Source organism: Burkholderia sp. MSMB1459WGS, from assembly GCF_001534535.1.
GTDB lineage: Bacteria > Pseudomonadota > Gammaproteobacteria > Burkholderiales > Burkholderiaceae > Burkholderia.
Genome location: NZ_LPMU01000020.1, coordinates 1 through 22156, shown reverse-complemented (window position 1 = coordinate 22156; position 22156 = coordinate 1). Strand labels below are relative to the sequence as shown.

The window sequence follows — 22156 nt, the reverse complement described above, 5'->3', positions numbered from 1 at the left end:
AGGCGGTGCCGCCGGGGATGCGGCCCGATCTTCATTCCGTGTACTGAATGAGATTCAGTGTACTCATTGAAATTGGCGGGAGCAAGGCGGACGGTATACTGGTTTTCCCGGGAAAATGGCGCGACGCGGCGCCATGCCGACGGCGCGCGCAACCGGCGTGTGCCGCCTACGTCATCGACTCATTCATGGAAAAAACGAATCCCGCCGACCTGCCGGCTTTCCCGATCGACCTGTACGACGAACCCGGGCACCTGATCCGGCGCGCGCACCAGATCGCGGTTGCGATGTTCTACGAGAAGCTGGGCCGCGACGTGACGCCCGTGCAGTACGCGGTGCTGCGGATGCTCTACGAGAATCCGGGGCTCGACCAGGTCACGCTCGCGCAACGGGTGGCGCTCGACACGTCGACCACTGCCGATCTCGCGGTCCGGCTCGAAGCGAAAGGATTGATCGTCCGCGAAGTGCTGCCGCGGCGTCAGCGTCGCCTGCTGCTGACGCCGGCGGGCGTCGAATTGCTCACGCAGCTCATTCCGTCGGTGCAGGAACTGCGCGCCGGCCTGTTCGACGGGATGGGCGACGACGATTCGCAGGAACTGATGCGCCTGTTGCGCAAGTTCGTCCATTTGAACAACGAGCAGAGTCGCGCGCCGCTGCGGGTGAGCGAGGATTCGTAGCGGCGCCGAGCCGACGGCGCGGAAAGCCGCGGCGGGGCGGCAGCCGCGCTGCCCGACGGCGTCACGCGCGTGACGCTTGCCCTTCCAGCCGCCGCACGGCTTCGGCCACTTCGTTCCTGAAGCGCACGAGCGCCGCCTGTTCCGGCGCCGGCGGCTGCACGGCCGCCCACAGCATGTCGATCAACTGCGTGGCCGTCGTTTCCGTATCGAGCTTGCGGTGCCCGAGGATCGCGTCCCACAGCACGTGCTCGATCGGCCCGAACACCATCGAGCGCAGCAGGCTGAGCGGCAGATCCGCGCGAACCTGCCCGGCCGCCTGGCCGCGCGCGAGCACGTCCATCAGCGGCGCCGTGTAGCGGCGCTGCAGCGCGGTGAGTTCGTCGCTCAGCGCATGCTGCTTCGCGCGGCCTTCCGACAGCACCAGCGCGCACAATCCCGTGCCGTTCACGAGCATCAGCCGCAGGTGCGTGCGCACGATGAACGCGAACTGCTGCTGCACCGACGCGTCCCGCGGCATCCCGTGTTCGAACGCGGCGATGATTTCGTCGTACCAGTCGGCGATCACGCGCGCGCACAGCTCGCGCTTGCCACGGAAATAGCTGAACACCGTCGCCTCCGACACGCCCACGCGCTGGGCGATCTCGGCGGCCGTCGCATGCTCGTAACCTTTTTCGGCAAACACTTCCCGGCCGGCGCGCAGGATGTCCTGCACGCGCTGCTGGGATTTGCGCCCGGCGGGTGCGCGCGGCGTGTCGGCGCGGTCGGCTTTGGCGGTGGCGGTCATGGTGTCGGCGGGAGCGGCTGTCATGCTCGCATGATAGCTGAGTATCACTCAGAAAACTATTGACGCCGAACCCGGCGAGGCGCGAAACTGTGGAAAATTTCCGCTGTATAGGTCAATGAATCGGCGTATTCATTCGATGTGAGCAAAACTCAGAAATCGGTGGGTGCGACACACTTTCTGGAGACGGAGGAGACATGATCAACCTGCCCGGCGTGCAATTCATGCTCGGTGAAGACATCGAGATGCTGCGCGACGCCGTCGCGACGTTTGCGGCGAAGGAAATCGCGCCGCGCGCGGCGGAGGTCGACCGCACCGACCAGTTCCCGATGGATCTGTGGAAGAAGTTCGGCGATCTCGGCGTGCTCGGCATGACCGTCTCCGAGGAATACGGCGGAGCGAACATGGGCTACACCGCGCACATGGTCGCGATGGAAGAGATCTCGCGCGCGTCGGCGTCGATCGGCCTGTCGTACGGCGCGCACTCGAACCTGTGCGTGAACCAGATCCACCGCAACGGCACCGACGCGCAAAAGCGGAAGTACCTGCCGAAGCTCGTGTCGGGCGAACACGTCGGCGCGCTCGCGATGAGCGAGCCTAATGCCGGCTCCGACGTCGTCAGCATGAAGCTGCGCGCGGACAAGCGCGGCGACCGCTACGTGCTCAACGGCACGAAGATGTGGATCACCAACGGCCCCGATTGCGACACGCTCGTCGTCTACGCGAAGACGGACGTCGAAGCCGGCCCACGCGGCATCACCGCGTTCATCGTCGAGAAGGGGATGAAGGGTTTCTCGGTCGCGCAGAAGCTCGACAAGCTCGGCATGCGCGGCTCGCACACGGGCGAGCTCGTGTTCCAGGACGTCGAAGTGCCGGAAGAGAACATCCTCGGCCAACTGAACGGCGGTGTGAAGGTGCTGATGAGCGGCCTCGACTACGAGCGCGCAGTATTGTCGGGCGGCCCGACGGGCATCATGGCTGCGTGTCTCGACGCGGTGGTGCCGTATATCCACGACCGCAAGCAGTTCGGCCAGTCGATCGGCGAATTCCAGCTGATCCAGGGCAAGGTCGCCGACATGTACACCACGTTCCAGGCGTGCCGCGCGTACCTGTACGCAGTGGGCCGCCATCTCGACTCGGCGGGCAGCGACCACATTCGCCAGGTGCGCAAGGACTGCGCGGGCGTGATCCTCTACACGGCCGAGAAGGCGACGTGGATGGCCGGCGAGGCGATCCAGATCCTCGGCGGCAACGGCTACATCAACGAATACCCGGTCGGGCGCCTGTGGCGCGATGCGAAGCTGTACGAGATCGGCGCCGGCACGAGCGAGATCCGCCGGATGCTGATCGGCCGCGAGCTGTTCGCGGAAACGATGTAACGCCCCACGCCACCCGAACGGAGCCCCGTCGATGCCGATCATCGAATCGAAACTGAACCCGCGTTCGGAAGACTTCCGCGCGAACGCCGCGGCGCTCGAGGCGGTCGTCGCCGACCTGCGCGCGAAGATCGAACAGCTCGCGCAGGGCGGCGGCCAGGCCGCGCGCGACAAGCACCTGGCGCGCGGCAAGCTGCTGCCGCGCGAGCGCATCGCGCAACTGCTCGATCCGGGCGCGCCGTTTCTCGAGCTGTCGCAGCTCGCCGCGAACGGCATGTACAACGACGACGCGCCGGGCGCGGGCGTCATCACCGGGATCGGCCGCATCGCCGGCCGCGAATGCGTGATCGTGTGCAACGACGCGACGGTCAAGGGCGGCACCTACTATCCGATCACCGTGAAGAAGCACGTGCGCGCGCAGGAAATCGCCGCGGAAAACCGGCTGCCGTGCGTGTATCTCGTCGATTCGGGCGGCGCGAACCTGCCGAACCAGGACGACGTGTTTCCCGATCGCGATCACTTCGGCCGCATCTTCTTCAACCAGGCGACGATGTCGGCCGCGGGGATCGCGCAGATCGCGGTCGTGATGGGCTCGTGCACGGCCGGCGGCGCGTACGTGCCGGCGATGAGCGACGAGTCGATCATCGTGAAGGACCAGGGCACGATTTTCCTCGGCGGGCCGCCGCTCGTGAAGGCCGCGACCGGCGAGGAAGTGAGCGCGGAGGATCTTGGCGGCGGCGACGTGCACACGCGCCTGTCGGGCGTGGCCGATCATCTCGCGCAGAACGACGCGCACGCGTTGTCGATCGCGCGCAACATCGTCGGCCATCTCGCACCGAAGATCGCGCCGCCGGTCGCGCTGCGCGAGCCGAAGCCGCCGCGCTACGATGCGAAGAGCCTGTACGGCGTGATCCCGGTCGATACGCGCAAGCCGTTCGACGTGCGCGAAGTGATCGCGCGAATCGTCGACGATTCGGAGTTCGATGAATTCAAGGCACGCTTCGGCACGACGCTCGTCACCGGTTTCGCGCACATCTGGGGCCATCCGGTCGGGATCGTCGCGAACAACGGCATCCTGTTCTCCGAATCGGCCGTGAAGGGTGCGCATTTCATCGAGCTGTGCTGCCAGCGCAAGATTCCGCTCGTGTTCCTGCAGAACATCACGGGCTTCATGGTCGGACGCAAGTACGAGAACGAAGGCATCGCGCGGCATGGCGCGAAGATGGTGACGGCCGTGTCGAATGCGAAGGTGCCGAAATTCACGGTGATCATCGGCGGCTCGTTCGGCGCCGGCAACTACGGGATGTGCGGCCGCGCGTTCGGCCCGCGCTTCCTGTGGATGTGGCCGAACGCCCGCATCTCGGTGATGGGCGGCGAACAGGCGGCGTCGGTGCTCGCGACCGTGCGCCGCGACGGCATCGAAGCGAAGGGCGGGTCGTGGTCGGCCGAGGAAGAGGACGCGTTCAAGCAGCCGATCCGCGACCAGTACGAGCGCCAGGGCCATCCGTATTATGCGAGCGCGCGGCTGTGGGATGACGGCGTGATCGATCCCGCGCAGACGCGCGACGTGCTCGGGCTCGGCCTTGCCGCGTCGATGAACGCGCCGATCGACGACACGCGCTTCGGCGTGTTCCGCATGTAACGCCCGGGAGGACAGACCGATGCGATACGAAACGATCAAGGTAAGCGAAGCCGGCCGCGTGGCGACCGTCACGCTCGCGCGGCCCGACGTGCGCAATGCGTTCAACGAGACGACGATCGCCGAGTTGACCACCGCGTTCGAATGGCTCGACGCGCACCAAGGCGTGCGCGCGATCGTGCTCGCCGCGGAAGGGGCGGCATTCTGCGCGGGCGCGGATCTGAACTGGATGAAGAAGATGGCCGGTTACTCGGCCGACGAGAACCGCGCCGATGCACGCAAGCTCGCGCGGATGCTCGAAGCGATTTATCGCTGCGGCAAGCCGGTGATCGCGCGCGTGCATGGCGATGCGTATGCGGGCGGCGTGGGCCTCGTCGCGGCGGCCGACATTGCGATCGCCGCCGACGGCGTGAAGTTCTGCCTGTCGGAAGCGCGGCTCGGGCTGATTCCCGCGACGATCGCGCCGTACGTCGTCCGCGCGATGGGCGAGCGCGCGGCGCGCCGCTACTTCGCGACGACCGAGGTGTTCGACAGCACGCGTGCCGCGTCGCTCGGCTTCATTCACGATGCGGTGCCGGCCGACGCGCTCGACGAAACGGTCGCGAAGCTGGCCGCGACGCTCGTCGCGAACGGCCCCGACGCGGTGAGGGCGTGCAAGCGACTCGTCGCCGACGTGGCCGGCCGCGCGCTCGACGCGACGTTGATCGAGCAGACCGCCGACTGGATCGCGCAGACCCGCGCCGGCGCGGAAGCGCGCGAAGGGATCGCGTCTTTCCTCGAAAAGCGCACGCCGTCGTGGCGTGAATGATCGCGTGACCCCAACCTTCCGGACGACATCGAAGCCATGTTCGACAAGATTCTGATCGCCAACCGAGGCGAAATCGCGTGCCGCGTCGCCGCGACGTGCAAACGTCTCGGGATCGCGAGCGTCGCCGTCTATTCCGACGCGGACGCGAATGCGAAACACGTGGCCGCATGCGACGAAGCCGTGCACATCGGCGGCGCGGCCGCGGCAGACAGCTACCTGCGCATCGAGCGCATCATCGAAGCCGCGCGAGCGACCGGCGCGCAGGCGATTCACCCCGGCTATGGATTTCTGTCGGAGAACGAAGATTTCGCGCATGCATGCGAGGCGGCCGGCATCGTATTCATCGGGCCGCCGGTCGACGCCATCGCGGCGATGGGATCGAAGGCGGCCGCCAAGGCGCTGATGCACGCGGCCGCCGTGCCGCTCGTGCCCGGCTATCACGGCGACGACCAGGACGCGGCCAGGCTGCATCGCGAGGCCGACGGGATCGGCTATCCGGTGCTGCTGAAGGCGAGCGCGGGCGGTGGCGGCAAGGGGATGCGCGTGGTCGAGCGCTCCGACGATTTCCCGGCGGCGCTCGCGTCGTGCCAGCGCGAAGCCGCGAGCAGCTTCGGCAACGATCGCGTGCTGATCGAGAAGTACCTGACGCGTCCGCGCCACGTCGAAGTGCAGGTGTTCGGCGACACGCACGGCAATACCGTGTACCTGTTCGACCGCGACTGCTCGGTGCAGCGCCGTCACCAGAAGGTGCTCGAGGAAGCGCCGGCGCCGGGGCTGCACGACGACGTGCGCCAGGCGATGGGCGAAGCGGCCGTCGCGGCCGCGCGCGCGGTCGGCTATGTCGGCGCGGGCACCGTCGAATTCATCATGACGGGCGATGCGTTCTACTTCATGGAGATGAACACGCGCCTGCAGGTCGAGCATCCGGTCACCGAGATGGTCACGGGGCTCGATCTCGTCGAATGGCAACTGCGCGTCGCGGCGGGAGAGCCGCTGCCGCTGAAGCAGGAGGCGCTGCGTGTAAGGGGCCATGCGCTCGAGGCACGCCTTTACGCGGAGAATCCCGCGCGCGGCTTCCTGCCGTCGACGGGCACGCTGAAGCACCTGCGGCTGCCGGCCGGCGTCGAGTTCGACATCGGTGCGGCGGTGCGCATCGACAGCGGCGTGCGCGAAGGCGATGCGATCACGCCGTTCTACGATCCGATGATCGCGAAGCTGATCGTCCACGGCGCGGACCGCGCGGAAGCGCTGGGCCTGATGCTGCGTGCGCTGCGCGCGTGCGAGGTGGTCGGCCTGCATACGAACGCCGCGTTCCTGCAGCGGATCGTCGCATGCGAGCCGTTCGCGACGGCCGATCTCGACACGGGCCTGATCGAACGCAATCACGATGCGCTGTTCGCGCCGCAACAGCCGCCGCGTGCGGCGCTCGCACTCGCATGCGCGGCGCTGCTTGCCCGCGAACGCGGGGCAACGCAGGCCGCATCGCCGTGGAGCGCGCTGCCGGACTGGCGGCTGAACGGCGGCTATCGCCGCACGCTCGAATGGCACGCGCCCGATCGCGAAGCGGACATGACGGTGGCGTACGAGGACGATGGCGATGGCACGCGCATCGCGATCGGCGACGCGGCCGCGCAACCGTTCGTATGGACGCGCGGCGCCACGCCGCTCGATTTCGACGTGACGCTCGGCGGCGTGCGCGGCAGCGGCCGCGTCTATGCGGACGGCGACACGTTCCATGTGTTCACGCAGGGCGCGGCCGAGACGTTCGAATGGCGCAACCTGCTCGCGCATGCAGGCGACGCGGAGCAGGGCGGCGGCCGCCTGACCGCGCCGATGCCCGGCAAGGTGATCGCGGTGCTGGTCGAGCCGGGCCAGAAGGTCGAAGCCGGCACGCCGCTGATCGTGATGGAAGCGATGAAGATGGAACACACGATCGGCGCGCCGCGCGCGGGCGTCGTCGCGGAAGTGCTGTACGGCGTCGGCGATCAGGTCGCGGACGGTGCGCAGTTGCTGATGATGGCGGAGGGCTGAGCGGGTCTTGCGACCATACGCGGGCCGGTTGCTGCGGCGGCGGCCGGCCCGCACGAAAGCATTTCGTCATTCGCCGTCGTCGCGACAGCGCGGCGTCGGTATCGAGGACGCACGAAGCAGTACGTGTGATTCGCGCAAATCTTTCGAAATACTTACGAACTCCGCTGTTCCCGCCACATCCCCGCGCGCCGCGCGTTGCGGGCACCTCGATCTTCCCGCCACTCGACACCGTCGTGTAACAAGTCGCACATAGCATCTCGGCGTCGATATGACCGGCGCGGCGTTCGCGCCTGCGTCACGTCGTCATCCTCACGGAGAACCGTTATGCGAACGTCGGCCCTACGGCCTTTCGCGGTCGCCGGCCTGATCGCGCTGACCGCCCTGCTCGGCGCCTGCAACGACGACCTGACCGCACCCGCCGCGCCCGTCGCGCAGCAGAAGGCCGCGTGCGGCGGCGCCGTGGTCGCCACCGCGCAGATGCGCTGCCCGCCGGGTTTCACCGCACCTGCTTCGTCGCCCGCTTCCTGATACCGGCCGTTCCCTCCAGAAAACCCATCAAGAGCAACCAGCATGGCCATCCATTCGCGACGCGATTTTCTGAAGTTCTCGGCCGGCCTCGCCGGCGCGACCGCCGCCACCGCACTGCTTCCGGAATCGATCCGCAAGGCGCTGGCGATCGAGCCGAACACCGTGACTGGCACGATCCAGGATGTGCAGCACATCGTCGTGTTCATGCAGGAGAACCGCTCGTTCGACCATTACCTCGGTCATCTGAGCGGCGTGCGCGGCTACAACGACCGTTTCCCGGTGACGCTGCCGAACGGCAAGCCGGTGTGGTTCCAGCCGCGCCAGGAAGACAAGTCGAGCGTGATCGCACCGTTCCGCTACGACACGACCAATCCGGGCGTCAACGCGCAATGTATCGGCGGCCTGCCGCACACGTGGGCGACGACGCACGGCGCGATTGACAATGGCCGCGCGGACCAGTGGGCCGTGCAGAAGTCGAACATGACGATGGGCTATCACGTTCGCGACGACATCCCGTTCCACTACGCGCTCGCGGATGCGTTCACGGTGTGCGACAACTACTTCTGCTCGATCCCGGGCAACACGCACCCGAACCGCATGTACCTGATGACGGGCATGGTCGATCCGCTCGGCACGGGCGGCGGCCCGTTGCTCGACAACACCGACTACATCGACAACCAGTTCGACAAGGTCCAGCTGCCGCCCTTCAACTGGACGACCTACCCGGAACGGCTCGAAAAAGCCGGCATCTCGTGGCAGATCTACCAGCAGGGCACCGGGTTCGACAACTTCACCGGCAACTACGGCACCAACATGCTGGCGTGCTTCAGCAACTTCGTGAATGCGCCGGCCGGTTCGTCGCTGCAGACGCGCGGGATGAGCACGCGTCCGATCACGCAGTTGAAGGCCGACGTGCAGGCGAATGCGCTGCCGCAAGTGTCGTGGCTGCTGCCGCCCGCCGCGTATTCGGAGCATCCGAAATTCACGCCGCTGTACGGCGCGTACTACCTGTCGACGATCCTCGATGCGCTGACGTCCAATCCGGACGTGTGGAGCAAGACGGTCCTGCTGATCATGTACGACGAGAACGACGGCTTCTTCGACCATGTCGTGCCGCCGTCGGCGCCGACGCTGCCGGGCTCCGGCATGAGCACCGTCGACGTGTCGCTCGAGCGGCACAACGTCGTGACGTCGACGCAAGCCGGCACTTATACGGCCGACAACCTGCCGTACGGTCTCGGCCCGCGCGTGCCGATGTTCGTCGTGTCGCCGTGGTCGAAGGGCGGCTTCGTGTGCTCGCAGGTGTTCGATCACACGTCGGTGCTGCAATTCATCGAGAAGCGCTTCGGCGTGATGGAAACCAACATTTCGCCGTGGCGTCGCGCGATCTGCGGCGACTTGACGTCGGCGCTCGACTTCTCGAAATCGGACGCGACGCTGCCGACCCTGCCGAGCACGCAGGCCTATGTCGCGCAGGCCGACCTGCAATGCTCGCGCGCATCTTCGCAGACCGCGCCGGCCAGCACCGCGCAGCAGGTCGTGACCGCGCAGGAACCGGGTACGCGGCCGGCGCGTGCGCTGCCGTACGAATTGCATGTCACCGGCCAGTTGCAGGCGCAAGGCTACGCGCTGACGTTCGCGAATACCGGCACGCAGGGCGCGCACTTCTGGGTCTATACGGGAGACCCCACTGCGATGCCGCGCCGCTATACGGTCGAGGCCGGCAAGCAGTTGACCGATACGTGGGCGCTCGATGCGAACGGCAACTATCTGGTGAGCGTGTGGGGGCCGAACGGTTATTTCCGGCGCTTCGCGGGGTCGGCGGCCGCCGATGCGGCGGCCAAGCCTGAAATCACGCCGTGCTACGACACCGCGAATGGCGATGTTTACGTGACGATCGCCAATGCGGGCACCAGCCCGCTGACGGTCACGGCGACCGATGTCGTGTACGGCGGCGCGGCGCGCACGTTGACGGTTCCGGCCGGCCAGCGCATCGAAGCGCACTGGGATCTGTCGTGCAGCAGCCACTGGTACGACCTGCAGTTCGCGGTGGCGGGCAATGCCGGCTGGATGCGCCGCATCGCGGGGCACGTCGAGACCGGCAAGCCGAGCATCACCGACCCTGCGGCCGTCGCGCCGACGATCACGGCGATCTGACGACGGCAACCGATGCGACGACGCGCCGGCCGGTTGAATCCGGCCGGCGCGTCGGGTTTGCCGATCGACGACGTTGCTGCGTCAGGGCAGCAGCCCGTCGTCGTGCGCCATCATCAGCGCCCGCATCGTGGACCACATGCCGTAGTAGTGCACGATGTAGCTGTCTGCACGGCGAAACAGCCAGGGCGTGTTGAGGCTGACGAGATCGGCCACGCCTTCGCGTTGCAATTGTCCCTCGCGCTCCATCGCGCGAATGAAATGCAACTGGTCGCCATCGCTCGCATAGACGCTCGAGCGGTCGTGCAGCGCGGCGATCGTCGTCATCAGGTCGCGCAGCATCGCGTCGTTGCGTTCGGTGCGGCGGAACGCCATCACGCCCGAATTGAACGCCCACTGGCCGAGGTCCTGCGCGAGCAGCCAGTCGCGCCCTTCGAGCAGCGGTTCCAGCGGTTGCTGCCGGTTCGCGATCAGCACGTCGGCATCGAGCCACACGACCCATTCGTGATGTTGCAGATAGGCGTGCAGCAGCCACGGCTTGAACCAGTTGCCCGTGGCGTTCAGCCCGATCTCGGCGGGAATGTCGCGATGCACGTAGAGCGTGTAGCCGTGCGCGTCGCAGTAGCGGCGGACATTCCGTTCGGCCACGCGTGCATAGCTGCCGATGTTCGGCGTGTACAGCATCATCAACGCAATCGGGCGGCCGGGGTTGTACGTGCTGCGCTCGGCGGCTTCGTCGGGCGCCGCGGCGTCGTGATCGAACGCGAACATCGGCCGGCCGGCAGCGCGGCAGCGATCGACGTACGCGACGAGCGTGTCGCGAAAGCGCGGCGTCGAGCCTTTCCGTTCGGGATCGTGCGGCGTGTCGTCGATGCTGATCGCGAACGTCGGTTCGCGGCTCCACATCGGATCGAGGTCGGGGCCGGACGGCATGACCGCGTACAGCCCGTCGATCGGCGTCATGTAGCGATGCGTATCGAGCTCCGCGAAGAGCGCGGCTTCCGACGTCAGCCTCGGCTCGCTGCCGAGCTTGCAGCGCTGCACGAGCCGCATCGCGATCGCGCGCACGTCCGGTGTGTTGCGCCAGATCTGCACGTCGACTTGCGGCAGCGGCGACGCGAATGCGTCGACGAGCAGCATGTCGCGTCCGGCCATCAGGCGATCGAGCGCGACGGGTTCGATGATCGCCGCGTCTTCGCTGAGCAGCAGCACGAGTTCGCCGGGTTGCGCGCCGCGCAGCACGTGGAGCAGCGACTCGTAGCGATGCAGCGGCCGCAACGGCAGCGCTTGCGGCATGGCGGATGCGTCGACGATCTCGTGACGATAGCCATGCGTCTGCGCGTACCAGCGGTGGTTATCGAGGCTCGCGGGCGCGTGCTGGCTGAAATGACTGAGGACGATCATCGCGCGTTTCGAACGCGGGGCAGCGCGCACACGATGCGCGCGGCGTTCTTCGGCTCGGCACGCCATCCGGATACGCTTTCCTGCGAGCGCCGCTCCGGTTCGTTCTGGATGGCCTGGAGGCCTTGCGCGGCATCGTGGTCCATTCTGTGTGCCCTGGTTTCGATCGTGGTGCGGCGGCGCAGCGCGCCGCCGCCGGAGTGTCCCGGGAAAACCGGCCGCCGGGCGGCACGAGTATCGCATAACGGTCGGACGGATGGGCCCGGCCACGCGCTGACCATCCCTGACAGTGTGCGGCCGGCTGCCTCCGCTAAAATGCCGGGTTGCCGCCGCTTGACGCGAGCGGCGCTTCGCGCGCTACACTGCGCGATGCCATCCCCGTTCAACCTTCCATCCCGCCGACGATGACGTCTCCTGTCCTGACCGGCCTGCGCATCGGTATCACGATCGGATTGCGTGCCCCCGACGAAAGCCTGTGGATCAACGGCATCAAGCAGAACGCGCTGTTCCTCGCGAAGCTGCTGATGGCGTCGCCGCACGGCTACCGCGTGACGCTGATCAACACGACCGACGTGCCGCTCACCGACGCGCTGCCGTGGGATCGCAACGTGTACGACACGCGCGCGTTCGCGGACATGAAGGATGCGCTCGACGTGGTGATCGAGCTGGGCGGGCAGATCAACGGCGAGCAGACGGCCTATCTGAAAGCGCGCGGCGTGAAGCTGGTCAGCTATTGCTGCGGCGTCGAGTACATCAACGTGATGGAGTCGATCCTGTTCGGCCGTCGGCTGTGGGATTCGCTGTTCATCAACCGCGGCTACGACGAGGTATGGGCGATTCCGCAGATCGCGCCGTCGTCGCTGCCGTTCCTGCAGTCGCTGCGCCGCTGCCCGGGGCGCGTCGTGCCGTTCGTGTGGGATCCGATGTTCCTGACCGAACGCGCGCAGTCGCTGCCCGAGCGCGGCGAATACCGGCCGCGCAGCGAGCCCGGCAAGCGGCTCACGGTGATGGAGCCGAACCACGACGTCGTGAAGTTCTGCGTGTATCCGATGCTGATCATCGACGAAGCGTATCGCCGCGATCCCGACGCGATCTGCTTCGCGCACGTGACGAACGCCGATCGCCTCGCGCACGACAGCCCCGAGTTCGTGATGCTGATGAATTACCTGGACATCGTGCGCGCGGGCAAGGCGAGCTTCGTCGGGCGCTTCGATACGCCACTGTTCCTGGCCGACCTGACCGATGTCGTCGTGTCGCACCAATGGTCGAACCCGCTGAACTATTTCTATTTCGACGTGTGCTGGCAGGGTTATCCGCTCGTGCACAACGCGAGCCTCGCGCCCGATCTCGGCTACTACTATCCGGACAACGACGTGCAGCAGGGCGCCGACGCGCTGCTGCGCGCGCTGCATACGCACGACGACGACTGGCAAGCGTATACGCGGCGCCAGCGCGAGATCCTCGGCCGTTACACGTCGGCGAATCCGGCGCTCGTCGCCGAGTACGACGCGCTGCTCGCGAACCTGATCGGCGCGCCGGCCGCCTAGCGCCGAGTTGCCGCCGGCGCACGTTCGTTGCGCCGCCGTCCGCCGTCGGGTTTGTCCCGCCCTAATGTCTGACGAAATCGTGCCGTTAAAAAAGAAACCGCCGAACCCGATGGATTCGGCGGTTTTCGAAGGCACGAAATTGACGGCTCCGAGGGAAGTCCGTCGAAAACAAGTTTATAGGTTAACAAGTCGGAAAGATTGTTAAATATGTTTCAATCGACAATCTTCATATAATTGAAATTGGTATTATCGGTTGGGCGGGGATTGATTCCGTTTCGAATTTTAATAATGTCGTTTGAAACGTGAAAATTGAATGCTGCGATGATCGAATGGCGCGCGGCGGCACGTTTCGCGCAGGTTTCGCGCAGGAGGCAGCATGTTCGGACACCGATGTTTCGAGTGGCGTATCGAGCGCGGGCGGCACTTCGCGGTACGGCATTTATCTGAACAATCGGCGGTGTCCCGATTCGCCCGAGGGAAAATCCGGGAAAAGACGATCCGGATAAAACCGTTTGGATGAAAAAGATAAACGATTCGAATTTTGGGTTCTTGCAATTCTCGTTGTGTAACCTGTCGCACTGTCGGTATCGTGCACGCGTGGTGTATTTCAAATAATCGAATAGCGTAAAAATATCGAATTTGACGGCGCCGAAGCGAACAGTACGCTCCCCGGAAAAAATCGACATACAGGATGGGCCGGGTGGGCGGCGGAGCGCGTCGAGGTCGGCTCGTTCCGCCTATGTGTTGAGGTCGAGCCGCGATCGGCGGCTCGCCATTAGCCGGAGCGCCGGATGAATGCGGTCGAAGCTCGCCAGGAGGCGAATCGGAAAGCGAATCGCAACGAAATCGATCTCGTGTTCGGGGCACCCGACGATCACCCCGATCTTGCGTCGGTGCGCAGTTTCGTCGAAAGCCGGCTCGGATTCGCGCGCGAGCCCGTGTGCCGCGCCGACCTGTCGGGCGGCGTGCTGTACGAGGAGTGCCTGGCGCGGCTGCGGTGGGGCGAGCGCGATGCGCTGCCGCCGCTCGCCTTTCTGCCGCGCCTCGAAGCGCTCGGGCTGATGCGCTGGTTCGACCGGCTGGTGGTCGGCCGCACGATCGATGCGCTGCGCGCCGATCCGGGCGCCGTATACGGTTGCAACGTCGCGGCGGCAAGCGCGGTCGTGGACGACGCGTGGCTGGCGATTTTCAGGCGGCTCGAGCGCGAGCCGTCGGTGGCGGCGCGGCTGGTGGTCGAGATCACGGAGACGGGGCCGCTGAACCCGGTCGCCGGCCGGTCGTTCGTGTCCCGCTTCCAGCGGGCCGGGTGCCGGATCGCGATCGACGATTTCGGCGTCGGCTTCAGTGCATTGAACAATCTGGTGGTCGGCAATCCCGACATCGTGAAGCTCGACCGCTCGATCCTGTCGCTGATCAAGCGCAACGCGATCGGCCGCTACCAGTTCCGCCGGCTGATCGCGTTTGCGCATGAAGGTGCGCGGCACGTCGTCGTCGAAGGCGTGGAAAGCGAGACCGACCGACAGATCATCGTGGATGCCGGCGTCACGTGGGCGCAGGGCATCCGGTTTTCATGGCGATCGCCGGCCGCCGCATGACTGCGGGAACGGGCAGGGCGGCGCGCGGCGTGTGCGTCGGGAGCGGGACGAATCGAAAAAGGGGCGTGGGCATGGCGGGAACGAAAGCCGGAGGCGGAACGGGCACGCAGGCGGCCGATGCGCGCGACCTGGTCGCGATCGCCGAACTGGTCGACATGCTGAGGCAACTCGGCGCCGAATCGACCGATGCGCCGTTCGACGTCGCGTCCTGTCTGAATGGCCTGACGATCGTCGCGCGCCGTATTCAGCGGATGAGCCCGCTCGACGCGGGCGGCCGCGAACTCGCGGCGCGGCACTATTACGCCGGCGTCATCGCCGGCGCCTGCGGCGACGAGTCGGCGATCGCGCGCGGCGTATCCGACAGCCTCGTCAGGCAATCGGGCGGGGCAGGCCGGTCGGTAACCCGTTGTTTCGCGGTGCTCGCGCGCATGGGGCGGCGACATGGTCGCGCGTTCGCCGCGCAAAGCGGCGATCGGGTACTGGCGTAACGCAACCGGCGCGTGTGAAGGAACTCAGCCGAGCGGGCGGCCGGCGAACAGGTGCTGGATCTGCGTGGAATAGGCGCGGACGTTGTGCTCGGCGAGCGTGTCGACCCGATGCAGGCAGCGGCGGGCGGCTGCCGCGTAGTCGTCGAGCCGTGCGTCGTGCGTCTGCGCGGCGGTCGCGATCGCGCGCGCGGCATCGAAGATCTCGAAGTCCGGATAGTAGTAGCCGACGTCGCGCAGGAACGGCGAGTTGTGCACGAGCGGGTAGTTGCCGTACAGCGCGTCGTACAGCAGGTAGTTGAGGCCGTTTTCCCAGTGGTGCGACACGACGATGTCGGTGTGATGCGCGGCCCATGCGACGAACGGCGCGCGCACGTCGGCAGTGGCCTTGCCGTCTCGCACCATCTCGAGCCCGAGCGCGAGATGCTTGAAGGCGACGTTTTCCTTCTTGTCGAACGTGTTGGTCATGTACACGTGCTCGACCAGCTCCGGATGTTCGACGTAGCACGCATTCGCGGCGAGCATCGGCACGATCGCGCTCTTCACGACGTTCAGGTTCGGCTCGAAGAACGCGATGCGCTTGGCCGGGCCGCGATTGCGATAGCCGAAGCGCGCCTTCAGTTCGGGATCCGCGTCGAGGCTGCGTTCGATGAAATACGGCGACCAGATGTGCGGCAGCTCGATCACCGGCGCGCGGTACACGGCCTGGAAATACGCGGCGCACGTATGCATGTGCTGCGGATTCGTCCAGATCTCGTCGAACTGCACGCGGTTCGGATTCGGACGCCAGTCGTTCTTCTCGAAGTTGATCGTCTCGACCGCGATCACGTAGTCGTTGCCGAAGCGGTACGACACGCACTTGCCGCCGCGCCGGCGCACGGCGTCCGTGTGCGACGGGTCGACGAACGCATTCATCTCGATCAGCAGGTCGGTCTGGTGGATGACGGCCGACAGCGGCCGCAGCGCATCGCCGAACGCGTCCATCATCAGCGCCTGCGGATACTCGGTGATGCCGTCGTCGTGCGCGAGCCAGACCTCGCCGATCAACGGCGATTGCTTCAGCAGCATGTACAGGTACACGCAGTGCTGGTTCGCGCCGTTGTACCAGATCGACTGCGTCGCGTCGCGCTGCACGTTCATCGTTATCGCGACATTGAGTTTCATCGGATCGGCTCCGTGGGGCGGGGACAGGTCACGCGTCGCGATAGAGGGCGGCGATCGCGTCCGTATAGGCCGCGACGTTCTCGGGGTTGTAGATGCTGACCGAGTCGAGCACGTGCTTCGCTTGCTCGCGGTATGCGTCGAGATTCGCGTCGTGCTCGGCAAACGCCTGCAACAGCGCGCGGCCGCCCGCCTGGCAGTCGAAGTCCGGATAGAAATACCCGGCCTTGCCGAGGAACGGCGAGTTGTGGATCAGCGGATAGTCGCCGTACAGCAGCTCGTAGTACAGGTAGTTCTGCGCGTTCTCCCATGTGTGCGACACCACCGCATCGCCGTACGCGGCCATGAACTCGTACACCGCATAGCGGCTTTCGAACGTCGTGATGCCGTGCTCGACGATGTCGAGACTCTTCGCGAAATGGATGAACGTCGTGTGATCCTTCAGGTGAATCGTGTTGCACACGCGCACGAATTCGAGGAATGCCGGATTCGCGCGGTAAGCCTCTTCCGTGATCAGCATCGGAATGATGCTGGTCTTCACCATGCAGATGTTCGGCTCGAACATCGTCACGCGCCAGCGCGGCTTGCCGGGCCGATAGCCGAACGTCAAGCCGGCGCCGAGCGTCGCGCGCGCCTTGTCGAACAGCATCGGGTGCCAGATGTGCGGGACGATCGTGACCGGCGCACGCAGGCCCGTCTGGTAGTAGTGCAGGCACGAGCGCTCGAACTCGGGAATCGTCCATACCGCGTCGTACGGCGCGCCCGAGAACAGGAAGCCCGACGGCTTGTCGAACATCGCGCGTTCGATATCGATCACGTAGTCGTTGCCGACCCGCATCGTGACCACCTTGCCGCCGCGCTCGCGGAACGTGCGCAGGTAGTCCGCGCCGAACTGCGCGCTCATTTCGATCAGCACGTCGCAGCGCTCGAGCGCTTCGTCCATCGACAGCAGCGGCACGTCCCACTCGCCGAGCATCATCTGCGGATCGGCAACGTGTTCGCCGCCGTTCACCATCACGGCTTCGGCGACGAGCGGGGACTGGCGCAGCAACAGGATCAGCAGCAGGCAGTTCTGGAAAATGCCGTTTTCCCACAGCGACTGGCCGGCGCCGCGCACGAACAGCGACACGCCGACGACGAGACGCTTGCCCTCGCCGGGCGCTTGACGGGCATTGGAGTCCGACATGCGTATGCTCCGGTTCAGGCGACCAGACGCGAGACGAACGCGTCGAGGTTCGCGGGGTTGTCGATCGAGACCGACTGCAGCAGCCGGCCCGCCTTCGCGCGGTAGTCGTCGAGGCGTTCGTCGTGATGCAGCCACGCTTCGAGCAGCGCACGGCCGCCGGCCGCCGAGTCGAAGTCCGGGTAGTAATAGCCGGCGTCGCCGATCAGCGTCGAGTTGTGGATCAGCGGATAGCCGCCGTACAGCACGTCGTAATACAGATAGTTCTGCCCGTTCTCCCAGTGATGCGACACGACCGCATCCGCGTGACGCGCCATGAAACCCGGCAGATCGAGCCGCGGTTCGAACGTCGCCTTGTGCTGGCGCACGAGATCGAGGCTGTTCGCGAAGTGCACGAAAGTCGGATGTTCCTTCATGTGCATCGAGTTGACGACGAACATGTGCTGCACAGCGTCAGGCCGCGCACGGTAGAACTCGTCGCACGCGAGCATCGGGTAATGGCAGGACTTGGCGACCGAGATGTTAGGCTCGAGCGTCGCGAGCTTCCACGGCCGCTGGCCGGGCCGATAGCCGAACGTCGCGCCTTCGTCGGCGAGCGTGGCCACGCGGCGCTCGAGGAAGTACGGCGACCAGATGTGCGGCATCAGGTGGACGGGCGCGCGCAGGATCGTCTGCAGCATCGGCGCGGCGGTCTTGTCGTATTGCGGCAGCAGCCACACTTCGTCGAACGGTGCGCCGTTGAACACGTGCCCCGACGGTTTCCCGAAGATCGGCGTTTCGCACAGGCCCGCATACACGTGCCCGCAGAAGAACGCGGCGATCTTCTTGCCGAGCGCCTTCATGTGCCTGAGCCATTCGACCGGCAACTGCGCGCCCATTTCGATCACGACGTCGAGTTCGTACGTGACGTCGGCGGGTTTCACGAGCGGGACGTCGAGGCCGTCGAGTTCGAGGCCGGCCGGCAGCGCGTTGGCGTCGCCGCCGTTCAGGAAATAGACGGGGCCGACGCGATCCGAACGCTTGAGCATCATCGCGAGGAACGCGATGTTCTGGTGAATGCCGTTCTCCCAGATCGCCTGGCCGTCGCGCGCAAACAGCGAGATGCCGACCGCCGGCCGTTGCTTGCGGGTGCCGCTCGCGGCGGTTTCATTGATGTCCGTCACCGGTTGTTTCCTCTGCGGCGTCGTGCGTCCGGGCATCGCGTCGAGCGTCTGGCCGGCAGCGGCGCGCCGTGGATCGTCATGGTTGGATTCGTGCCGGTGCGCCGCCGTGCGCGAATCGGGCGACGGGATTCGCGCGGCCGGCAGCCGGATTCCGGCGTGTCGCCGGCACGCCTCGCACGGCGCGCGTCGGGCAGGCTGCCCCGGCAACTGTCTGCCGGCGATTGTGGCATGGAAACCGCCGGTTTTGGCAGGGCGTGACGAACTTTGACATCGCCGCCGGCCAACGGGAACGGGCGCCGACGAAGCGGCGCCCGGTCGTCCGGCGGCCTGCCGGCGCGGTGCGGTGGCCCGCCGGCTCGCGCGGCCGCATGGGTGGCCGCAGGCGGCTCAGTGCTGCAGCCGGATTTCGACGCGGCGGTTGCTGGCGCGGCCTTCCGGTGTCGCGTTGGACGCGACCGGATCGGCCTTGCCGCGGCCCGAGACCGTCATCGAGTCGGTTTTCAGCCCGTGCGCCTTCAGATAGGCGGCGACCGATTCGGCGCGGCGCTTCGACAGCGCGAGGTTGTAGTCGTCGCTGCCCACCGAATCGGTGAAGCCGGTGACCGTTACCTGCGAGTACGTGCGATCGGCGCGCTCGCTCAACAGCCGGTCGAGCGATTCGCGCGCGGTCGGTGCGAGCGTCGCGTGATCGGTGGCGAACAGCGCGTCGCCCGACAGGTTCACGCGTTCGACCACGGCGACGGCCGGCTCGGCGGCCGAGGCCGCTTCGGCCGGTGCGGCGCCGCACTGGAAGACCAGCGTGGCCGGATCGGATTTGTCGCGCAGCGCGCGGGCCGAGTCGACGGCGCGCACGGGCTCGTCGCCGCAGATCTTGCGGGCGGCCTTCATGCAGGTCTGCGGGCCCGACAGCAAGCCGTGGCAGTCCACCTGGAACGTGCGCACGCCGTCGCGCGGCTGCAGTTCTGAGGCGCTGAAGGTCGGGCCGGATGCGGTCGAGCACGCGGCGAGGGCCGTTGCGGAAAGCGCGAGCGCAAGAGCGAGTTTGTTCACGGTGACGTCCTTAAAGCTTGGGTTGACCGAGGCCCGCCGCGCGGCGCGCAGCGGGCTCGTCCTGTCGTCGGAGCCGCGGGCCGTCCGGCGGCGAGCCGAACGGCCGGGCGGCGCGACGCGTTACTTCCACTGATACAGCATGCCGGCGCCGATCACCTTCTGACCGCCGCTGAAACCGCCGTTGATCGACGCCTTCAGGTTCTCCGTGATGCGCGCCTGCATGTTGACCGCCATCGCCTTCTGGCCGAGGAAGGTCGACGTGCCCACGCCCATCCCGAAGTTGGCGTCGCGATCGAGCTGCGGGATCGACGCCATCGCGCCGACGGCCGCGATACCCTGCTTCGCCATCTGGTCGGTCTGCTGCAGTTGCGAACCCAACGAGTTGATCTGCGCCTGCTGGCCCGACAGTGCCGTCGACAGCGTCGTCTGCACCTGCGTCAGCTGGTTCACGTTCACCGCGTCGGTGCCTTGCGTACCCGGCGCGACGTTCGTGATCTGGCGCTGCTGCGTGTCGCTGCCGACCGACACCACGTTCGAGCGACCGCCGTCGTTCGAACCCGCGCCGATCGCCACCGAGTTCGAGCCGGCGGTGACGGTCGGGACGTCGGTGCCCTTGCCGTTCATGTCGGCCGCGATGCCGTTGTTGTTCGCCGCACGCGTCGTGTTGTTGTTGAGCGTCGTCGACAACTGGTTCAACTGGTTGTTGATGTTCGTCACGCCGGTCGACAGCGACGCCACGTTGCTGTTCGTCGTGCTCAGGCCGGTGGACAGCGAGCCGATGCCCGTCGAGGTCGACGTGGACAGCGAGTTGACGTTGCTGTTCACCGTGCTGAGGCCCGTCGACAGCGAATTGATCGCGGTCGACGTGGACGTGGACAGCGACGCCACGTTGCTGTTCGTCGTGCTCAGGCCGGTCGACAGCGAGTTGATGCCGGTCGACAGCGACGCGACGTTCGATGCGGTGGACGTCGACAGCGTGTTGATCGCGTTGTTCGTCGCGTTCAGCTGGCTGCCGTTGATCGCGTCCGTGCTCGTGGCCGAGATCCGGCCCGCGGCGACGTTGGTGATCTGGCGTTCCTGGCCCTGTGCGCCGACGCTCACCACGCCGACCGGCGAGCCGCCCGCGAACGGGTACGTGACGCCGCCGATCGTGGCGCTCGAGGTGCCGACCGCCGCGGCCGTGACCGAGTTCGCGCCGAGTGCGATCGAGTTCGCGACGTTCGCTTGCGCGTTCGTGCCGAAGGCGAGCGCGTCGGCGGCCGTGGCCTTGGCGGCCGAGCCGTAGGCCTGTGCGCCCGTGGCGCTGGCCGTGGCCTGGCTGCCCAGCGCGATCGTGTTGTCCGCGGTGGCCTGGTTCGAGCTGCCGAGGGCGAGCGCGCTGGCGCCGGTTGCCGTGTTCTGGTTGCCGAGGGACACCGCGCCGTCGCCGGTCGCCGTGTTGTTTGCGCCCGTCGCGACCGCGCCGTCGCCGGACGCCGTGTTGCCGGAGCCGATCGATACCGCCTTGCCGCCCGTTGCCGATGCGTTCTGGCCGATCGCGACCGCGCCTGCCGTCTGCGCGTTCGAGCCGTCGCCGACTGCGACGCTGCTGGCGCCCGCCGCGCTGGCGTTCACGCCGGCGGCGAGGGCGTTGGTGCCCGTGGCGCCGTCGTTGGCGTAGTTGGCTTGCTGCACGCCGTTGTCGTTGACGCTGTAGTAGTGCGTCTTCGCGGCGTTGATCGCGGTCGAGGTCGACGTGGACAGCGACGACACCGAGCTGTTCGTGCTGCTCAGGCCGGTGGACAGCGAGCCGATGCCGGTCGAGGTCGACGTGGACAACGACAGGATCGTGCTGTCCGTGCTGCTCAGGCCCGTGGACAGGGAGCTGATGCCGGTCGAGGTCGAGGTCGAGAGCGACGTGATCGAGCTGTTGGCCGTGGACAGGCCCGTCGAAGTCGACGTGGACAGCGACGTTATCGAGCTGTTAGCCGTGGACAGGCCCGTCGAAGTCGAGGTCGACAACGACGTGATCGAGCTGTTAGCCGTGGACAGACCGGTCGAGGTCGAGGTCGAGAGCGACGTGATCGAGCTGTTAGCCGTGGACAGACCGGTCGAGGTCGAGGTCGAGAGCGACGTGATCGAGCTGTTAGCCGTGGAGAGACCCGTCGAAGTCGAGGTCGAGAGCGACGTGATCGAGCTGTTAGCCGTGGACAGGCCCGTCGAGGTCGAAGTCGAGAGCGACGTGATCGAGCTGTTGGCCGTGGAGAGACCCGTCGAGGTCGAAGTCGAGAGCGACGTGATCGAGCTGTTGGCCGTGGAGAGACCCGTCGAGGTCGAAGTCGAGAGCGACGTGATCGAGCTGTTAGCCGTGGAGAGACCCGTCGAAGTCGAGGTCGAGAGCGACGTGATCGAGCTGTTAGCCGTGGACAGACCGGTCGAAGTCGAGGTCGAGAGCGACGTGATGGAGCTATTGGCCGTGGACAGACCGGTCGAAGTCGAAGTCGACAGCGACGTGATCGAGCTGTTAGCCGTCGACAGGCCCGTCGAGGTCGAGGTCGACAACGACGTGATCGAGCTGTTGGCCGTCGACAGGCCCGTCGA

The 22156-nt window shown here is 66.5% G+C and carries 19 protein-coding genes; 10 read left to right on the top strand and 9 right to left on the bottom strand.

Going from position 1 to position 22156, the window contains the following annotated elements; translation table 11 throughout:
* Nucleotides 1-185 precede the first annotated feature (185 nt).
* Complete coding sequence (locus WT97_RS07275; protein WP_060034585.1) at nucleotides 186-674, top strand: MarR family winged helix-turn-helix transcriptional regulator; 489 nt, start codon at nucleotides 186-188, stop codon at nucleotides 672-674.
* 61 nt (nucleotides 675-735) lie between these two features.
* On the opposite strand, the gene WT97_RS07270 is transcribed toward WT97_RS07275, so the two are convergent.
* Entirely contained in the window at nucleotides 736-1482 is a 747-nt protein-coding gene (locus WT97_RS07270; protein ID WP_059782859.1) for a TetR/AcrR family transcriptional regulator, read from the bottom strand.
* A gap of 170 nt (nucleotides 1483-1652) precedes the next feature.
* Between WT97_RS07270 and WT97_RS07265 the strand changes: the two genes are divergently transcribed.
* From WT97_RS07265 to WT97_RS07240, 6 genes are all read left to right on the top strand, one after another.
* Nucleotides 1653-2834, top strand: coding sequence for an isovaleryl-CoA dehydrogenase (locus WT97_RS07265; protein WP_059500569.1), 1182 nt, complete (start codon nucleotides 1653-1655; stop codon nucleotides 2832-2834).
* A 31-nt stretch (nucleotides 2835-2865) separates the two neighbouring features.
* Nucleotides 2866-4473, top strand: coding sequence for a carboxyl transferase domain-containing protein (locus tag WT97_RS07260; protein WP_034204153.1), 1608 nt, complete (start codon nucleotides 2866-2868; stop codon nucleotides 4471-4473).
* A gap of 19 nt (nucleotides 4474-4492) precedes the next feature.
* Entirely contained in the window at nucleotides 4493-5278 is a 786-nt protein-coding gene (locus tag WT97_RS07255) for an enoyl-CoA hydratase/isomerase family protein (protein ID WP_060353229.1), read from the top strand.
* A 36-nt stretch (nucleotides 5279-5314) separates the two neighbouring features.
* Nucleotides 5315-7309: an acetyl/propionyl/methylcrotonyl-CoA carboxylase subunit alpha gene (locus WT97_RS07250; RefSeq protein WP_060353228.1), complete on the top strand. Its 1995-nt coding sequence runs from the start codon at nucleotides 5315-5317 to the stop codon at nucleotides 7307-7309.
* 324 nt (nucleotides 7310-7633) lie between these two features.
* Nucleotides 7634-7837, top strand: coding sequence for a hypothetical protein (locus WT97_RS07245; protein WP_034204156.1), 204 nt, complete (start codon nucleotides 7634-7636; stop codon nucleotides 7835-7837).
* A gap of 42 nt (nucleotides 7838-7879) precedes the next feature.
* Complete coding sequence (locus WT97_RS07240; protein ID WP_060353227.1) at nucleotides 7880-9994, top strand: phosphocholine-specific phospholipase C; 2115 nt, start codon at nucleotides 7880-7882, stop codon at nucleotides 9992-9994.
* Nucleotides 9995-10075: 81 nt separating this feature from the next.
* Here WT97_RS07240 and WT97_RS07235 read toward each other — a convergent pair whose 3' ends face one another.
* Nucleotides 10076-11395 carry a galactosyl transferase GMA12/MNN10 domain protein gene (locus tag WT97_RS07235; protein ID WP_179949755.1) on the bottom strand — a complete coding sequence of 440 codons (1320 nt, stop codon included), beginning with the start codon at nucleotides 11393-11395 and terminating at the stop codon, nucleotides 10076-10078.
* Nucleotides 11392-11538, bottom strand: coding sequence for a hypothetical protein (locus WT97_RS34510; protein ID WP_179949754.1), 147 nt, complete (start codon nucleotides 11536-11538; stop codon nucleotides 11392-11394). Before WT97_RS34510 ends, WT97_RS07235 begins: the two co-directional genes overlap by 4 nt.
* Nucleotides 11539-11796: 258 nt before the next feature.
* On the opposite strand from WT97_RS34510, the gene WT97_RS07230 reads away from it, so the two are divergent.
* Nucleotides 11797-12939: a DUF2827 domain-containing protein gene (locus WT97_RS07230; protein WP_059789247.1), complete on the top strand. Its 1143-nt coding sequence runs from the start codon at nucleotides 11797-11799 to the stop codon at nucleotides 12937-12939.
* A 212-nt stretch (nucleotides 12940-13151) separates the two neighbouring features.
* On the opposite strand, the gene WT97_RS32320 is transcribed toward WT97_RS07230, so the two are convergent.
* Complete coding sequence (locus tag WT97_RS32320; RefSeq protein ID WP_257128465.1) at nucleotides 13152-13625, bottom strand: hypothetical protein; 474 nt, start codon at nucleotides 13623-13625, stop codon at nucleotides 13152-13154.
* Nucleotides 13626-13730: 105 nt separating this feature from the next.
* On the opposite strand from WT97_RS32320, the gene WT97_RS07225 reads away from it, so the two are divergent.
* Together WT97_RS07225 and WT97_RS07220 are read left to right on the top strand one after the other, a co-directional pair.
* On the top strand, nucleotides 13731-14534 hold the full coding sequence (locus WT97_RS07225) for an EAL domain-containing protein (protein ID WP_034204160.1): 804 nt from the start codon (nucleotides 13731-13733) through the stop codon (nucleotides 14532-14534).
* Nucleotides 14535-14605: 71 nt separating this feature from the next.
* Nucleotides 14606-15022 carry a hypothetical protein gene (locus WT97_RS07220; RefSeq protein WP_060353225.1) on the top strand — a complete coding sequence of 139 codons (417 nt, stop codon included), beginning with the start codon at nucleotides 14606-14608 and terminating at the stop codon, nucleotides 15020-15022.
* A 24-nt stretch (nucleotides 15023-15046) separates the two neighbouring features.
* Here WT97_RS07220 and WT97_RS07215 read toward each other — a convergent pair whose 3' ends face one another.
* The 5 genes from WT97_RS07215 to WT97_RS07195 all read right to left on the bottom strand — a co-directional run.
* Nucleotides 15047-16183 (bottom strand): DUF2827 family protein, encoded by a 1137-nt coding sequence (locus tag WT97_RS07215; protein ID WP_060353224.1) that lies wholly within the window; start codon nucleotides 16181-16183, stop codon nucleotides 15047-15049.
* Nucleotides 16184-16211: 28 nt separating this feature from the next.
* Complete coding sequence (locus WT97_RS07210) at nucleotides 16212-17366, bottom strand: DUF2827 domain-containing protein (RefSeq protein ID WP_059789244.1); 1155 nt, start codon at nucleotides 17364-17366, stop codon at nucleotides 16212-16214.
* Nucleotides 17367-17380: 14 nt separating this feature from the next.
* Entirely contained in the window at nucleotides 17381-18526 is a 1146-nt protein-coding gene (locus WT97_RS07205; RefSeq protein WP_060353255.1) for a DUF2827 domain-containing protein, read from the bottom strand.
* A gap of 387 nt (nucleotides 18527-18913) precedes the next feature.
* Nucleotides 18914-19576 carry an OmpA family protein gene (locus tag WT97_RS07200; protein ID WP_060353223.1) on the bottom strand — a complete coding sequence of 221 codons (663 nt, stop codon included), beginning with the start codon at nucleotides 19574-19576 and terminating at the stop codon, nucleotides 18914-18916.
* A 120-nt stretch (nucleotides 19577-19696) separates the two neighbouring features.
* A partial coding sequence (locus WT97_RS07195) for a YadA family autotransporter adhesin (protein ID WP_179949753.1) occupies nucleotides 19697-22156 on the bottom strand: 2460 nt, incomplete at its 5' end.

Excerpts from the sequence above, each read along its gene's own strand:
- WT97_RS07275 (WP_060034585.1), top strand. The coding sequence starts at position 186 with ATGGAAAAAACGAATCCCGCCGACCTGCCGGCTTTCCCGATCGACCTG.
- WT97_RS07270 (WP_059782859.1), bottom strand. The coding sequence starts at position 1,482 with ATGACAGCCGCTCCCGCCGACACCATGACCGCCACCGCCAAAGCCGAC.
- WT97_RS07265 (WP_059500569.1), top strand. The coding sequence starts at position 1,653 with ATGATCAACCTGCCCGGCGTGCAATTCATGCTCGGTGAAGACATCGAG.
- WT97_RS07260 (WP_034204153.1), top strand. The coding sequence starts at position 2,866 with ATGCCGATCATCGAATCGAAACTGAACCCGCGTTCGGAAGACTTCCGC.
- WT97_RS07255 (WP_060353229.1), top strand. The coding sequence starts at position 4,493 with ATGCGATACGAAACGATCAAGGTAAGCGAAGCCGGCCGCGTGGCGACC.
- WT97_RS07250 (WP_060353228.1), top strand. The coding sequence starts at position 5,315 with ATGTTCGACAAGATTCTGATCGCCAACCGAGGCGAAATCGCGTGCCGC.
- WT97_RS07245 (WP_034204156.1), top strand. The coding sequence starts at position 7,634 with ATGCGAACGTCGGCCCTACGGCCTTTCGCGGTCGCCGGCCTGATCGCG.
- WT97_RS07240 (WP_060353227.1), top strand. The coding sequence starts at position 7,880 with ATGGCCATCCATTCGCGACGCGATTTTCTGAAGTTCTCGGCCGGCCTC.
- WT97_RS07235 (WP_179949755.1), bottom strand. The coding sequence starts at position 11,395 with ATGATCGTCCTCAGTCATTTCAGCCAGCACGCGCCCGCGAGCCTCGAT.
- WT97_RS34510 (WP_179949754.1), bottom strand. The coding sequence starts at position 11,538 with ATGGACCACGATGCCGCGCAAGGCCTCCAGGCCATCCAGAACGAACCG.
- WT97_RS07230 (WP_059789247.1), top strand. The coding sequence starts at position 11,797 with ATGACGTCTCCTGTCCTGACCGGCCTGCGCATCGGTATCACGATCGGA.
- WT97_RS32320 (WP_257128465.1), bottom strand. The coding sequence starts at position 13,625 with ATGTCGATTTTTTCCGGGGAGCGTACTGTTCGCTTCGGCGCCGTCAAA.
- WT97_RS07225 (WP_034204160.1), top strand. The coding sequence starts at position 13,731 with ATGAATGCGGTCGAAGCTCGCCAGGAGGCGAATCGGAAAGCGAATCGC.
- WT97_RS07220 (WP_060353225.1), top strand. The coding sequence starts at position 14,606 with ATGGCGGGAACGAAAGCCGGAGGCGGAACGGGCACGCAGGCGGCCGAT.
- WT97_RS07215 (WP_060353224.1), bottom strand. The coding sequence starts at position 16,183 with ATGAAACTCAATGTCGCGATAACGATGAACGTGCAGCGCGACGCGACG.
- WT97_RS07210 (WP_059789244.1), bottom strand. The coding sequence starts at position 17,366 with ATGTCGGACTCCAATGCCCGTCAAGCGCCCGGCGAGGGCAAGCGTCTC.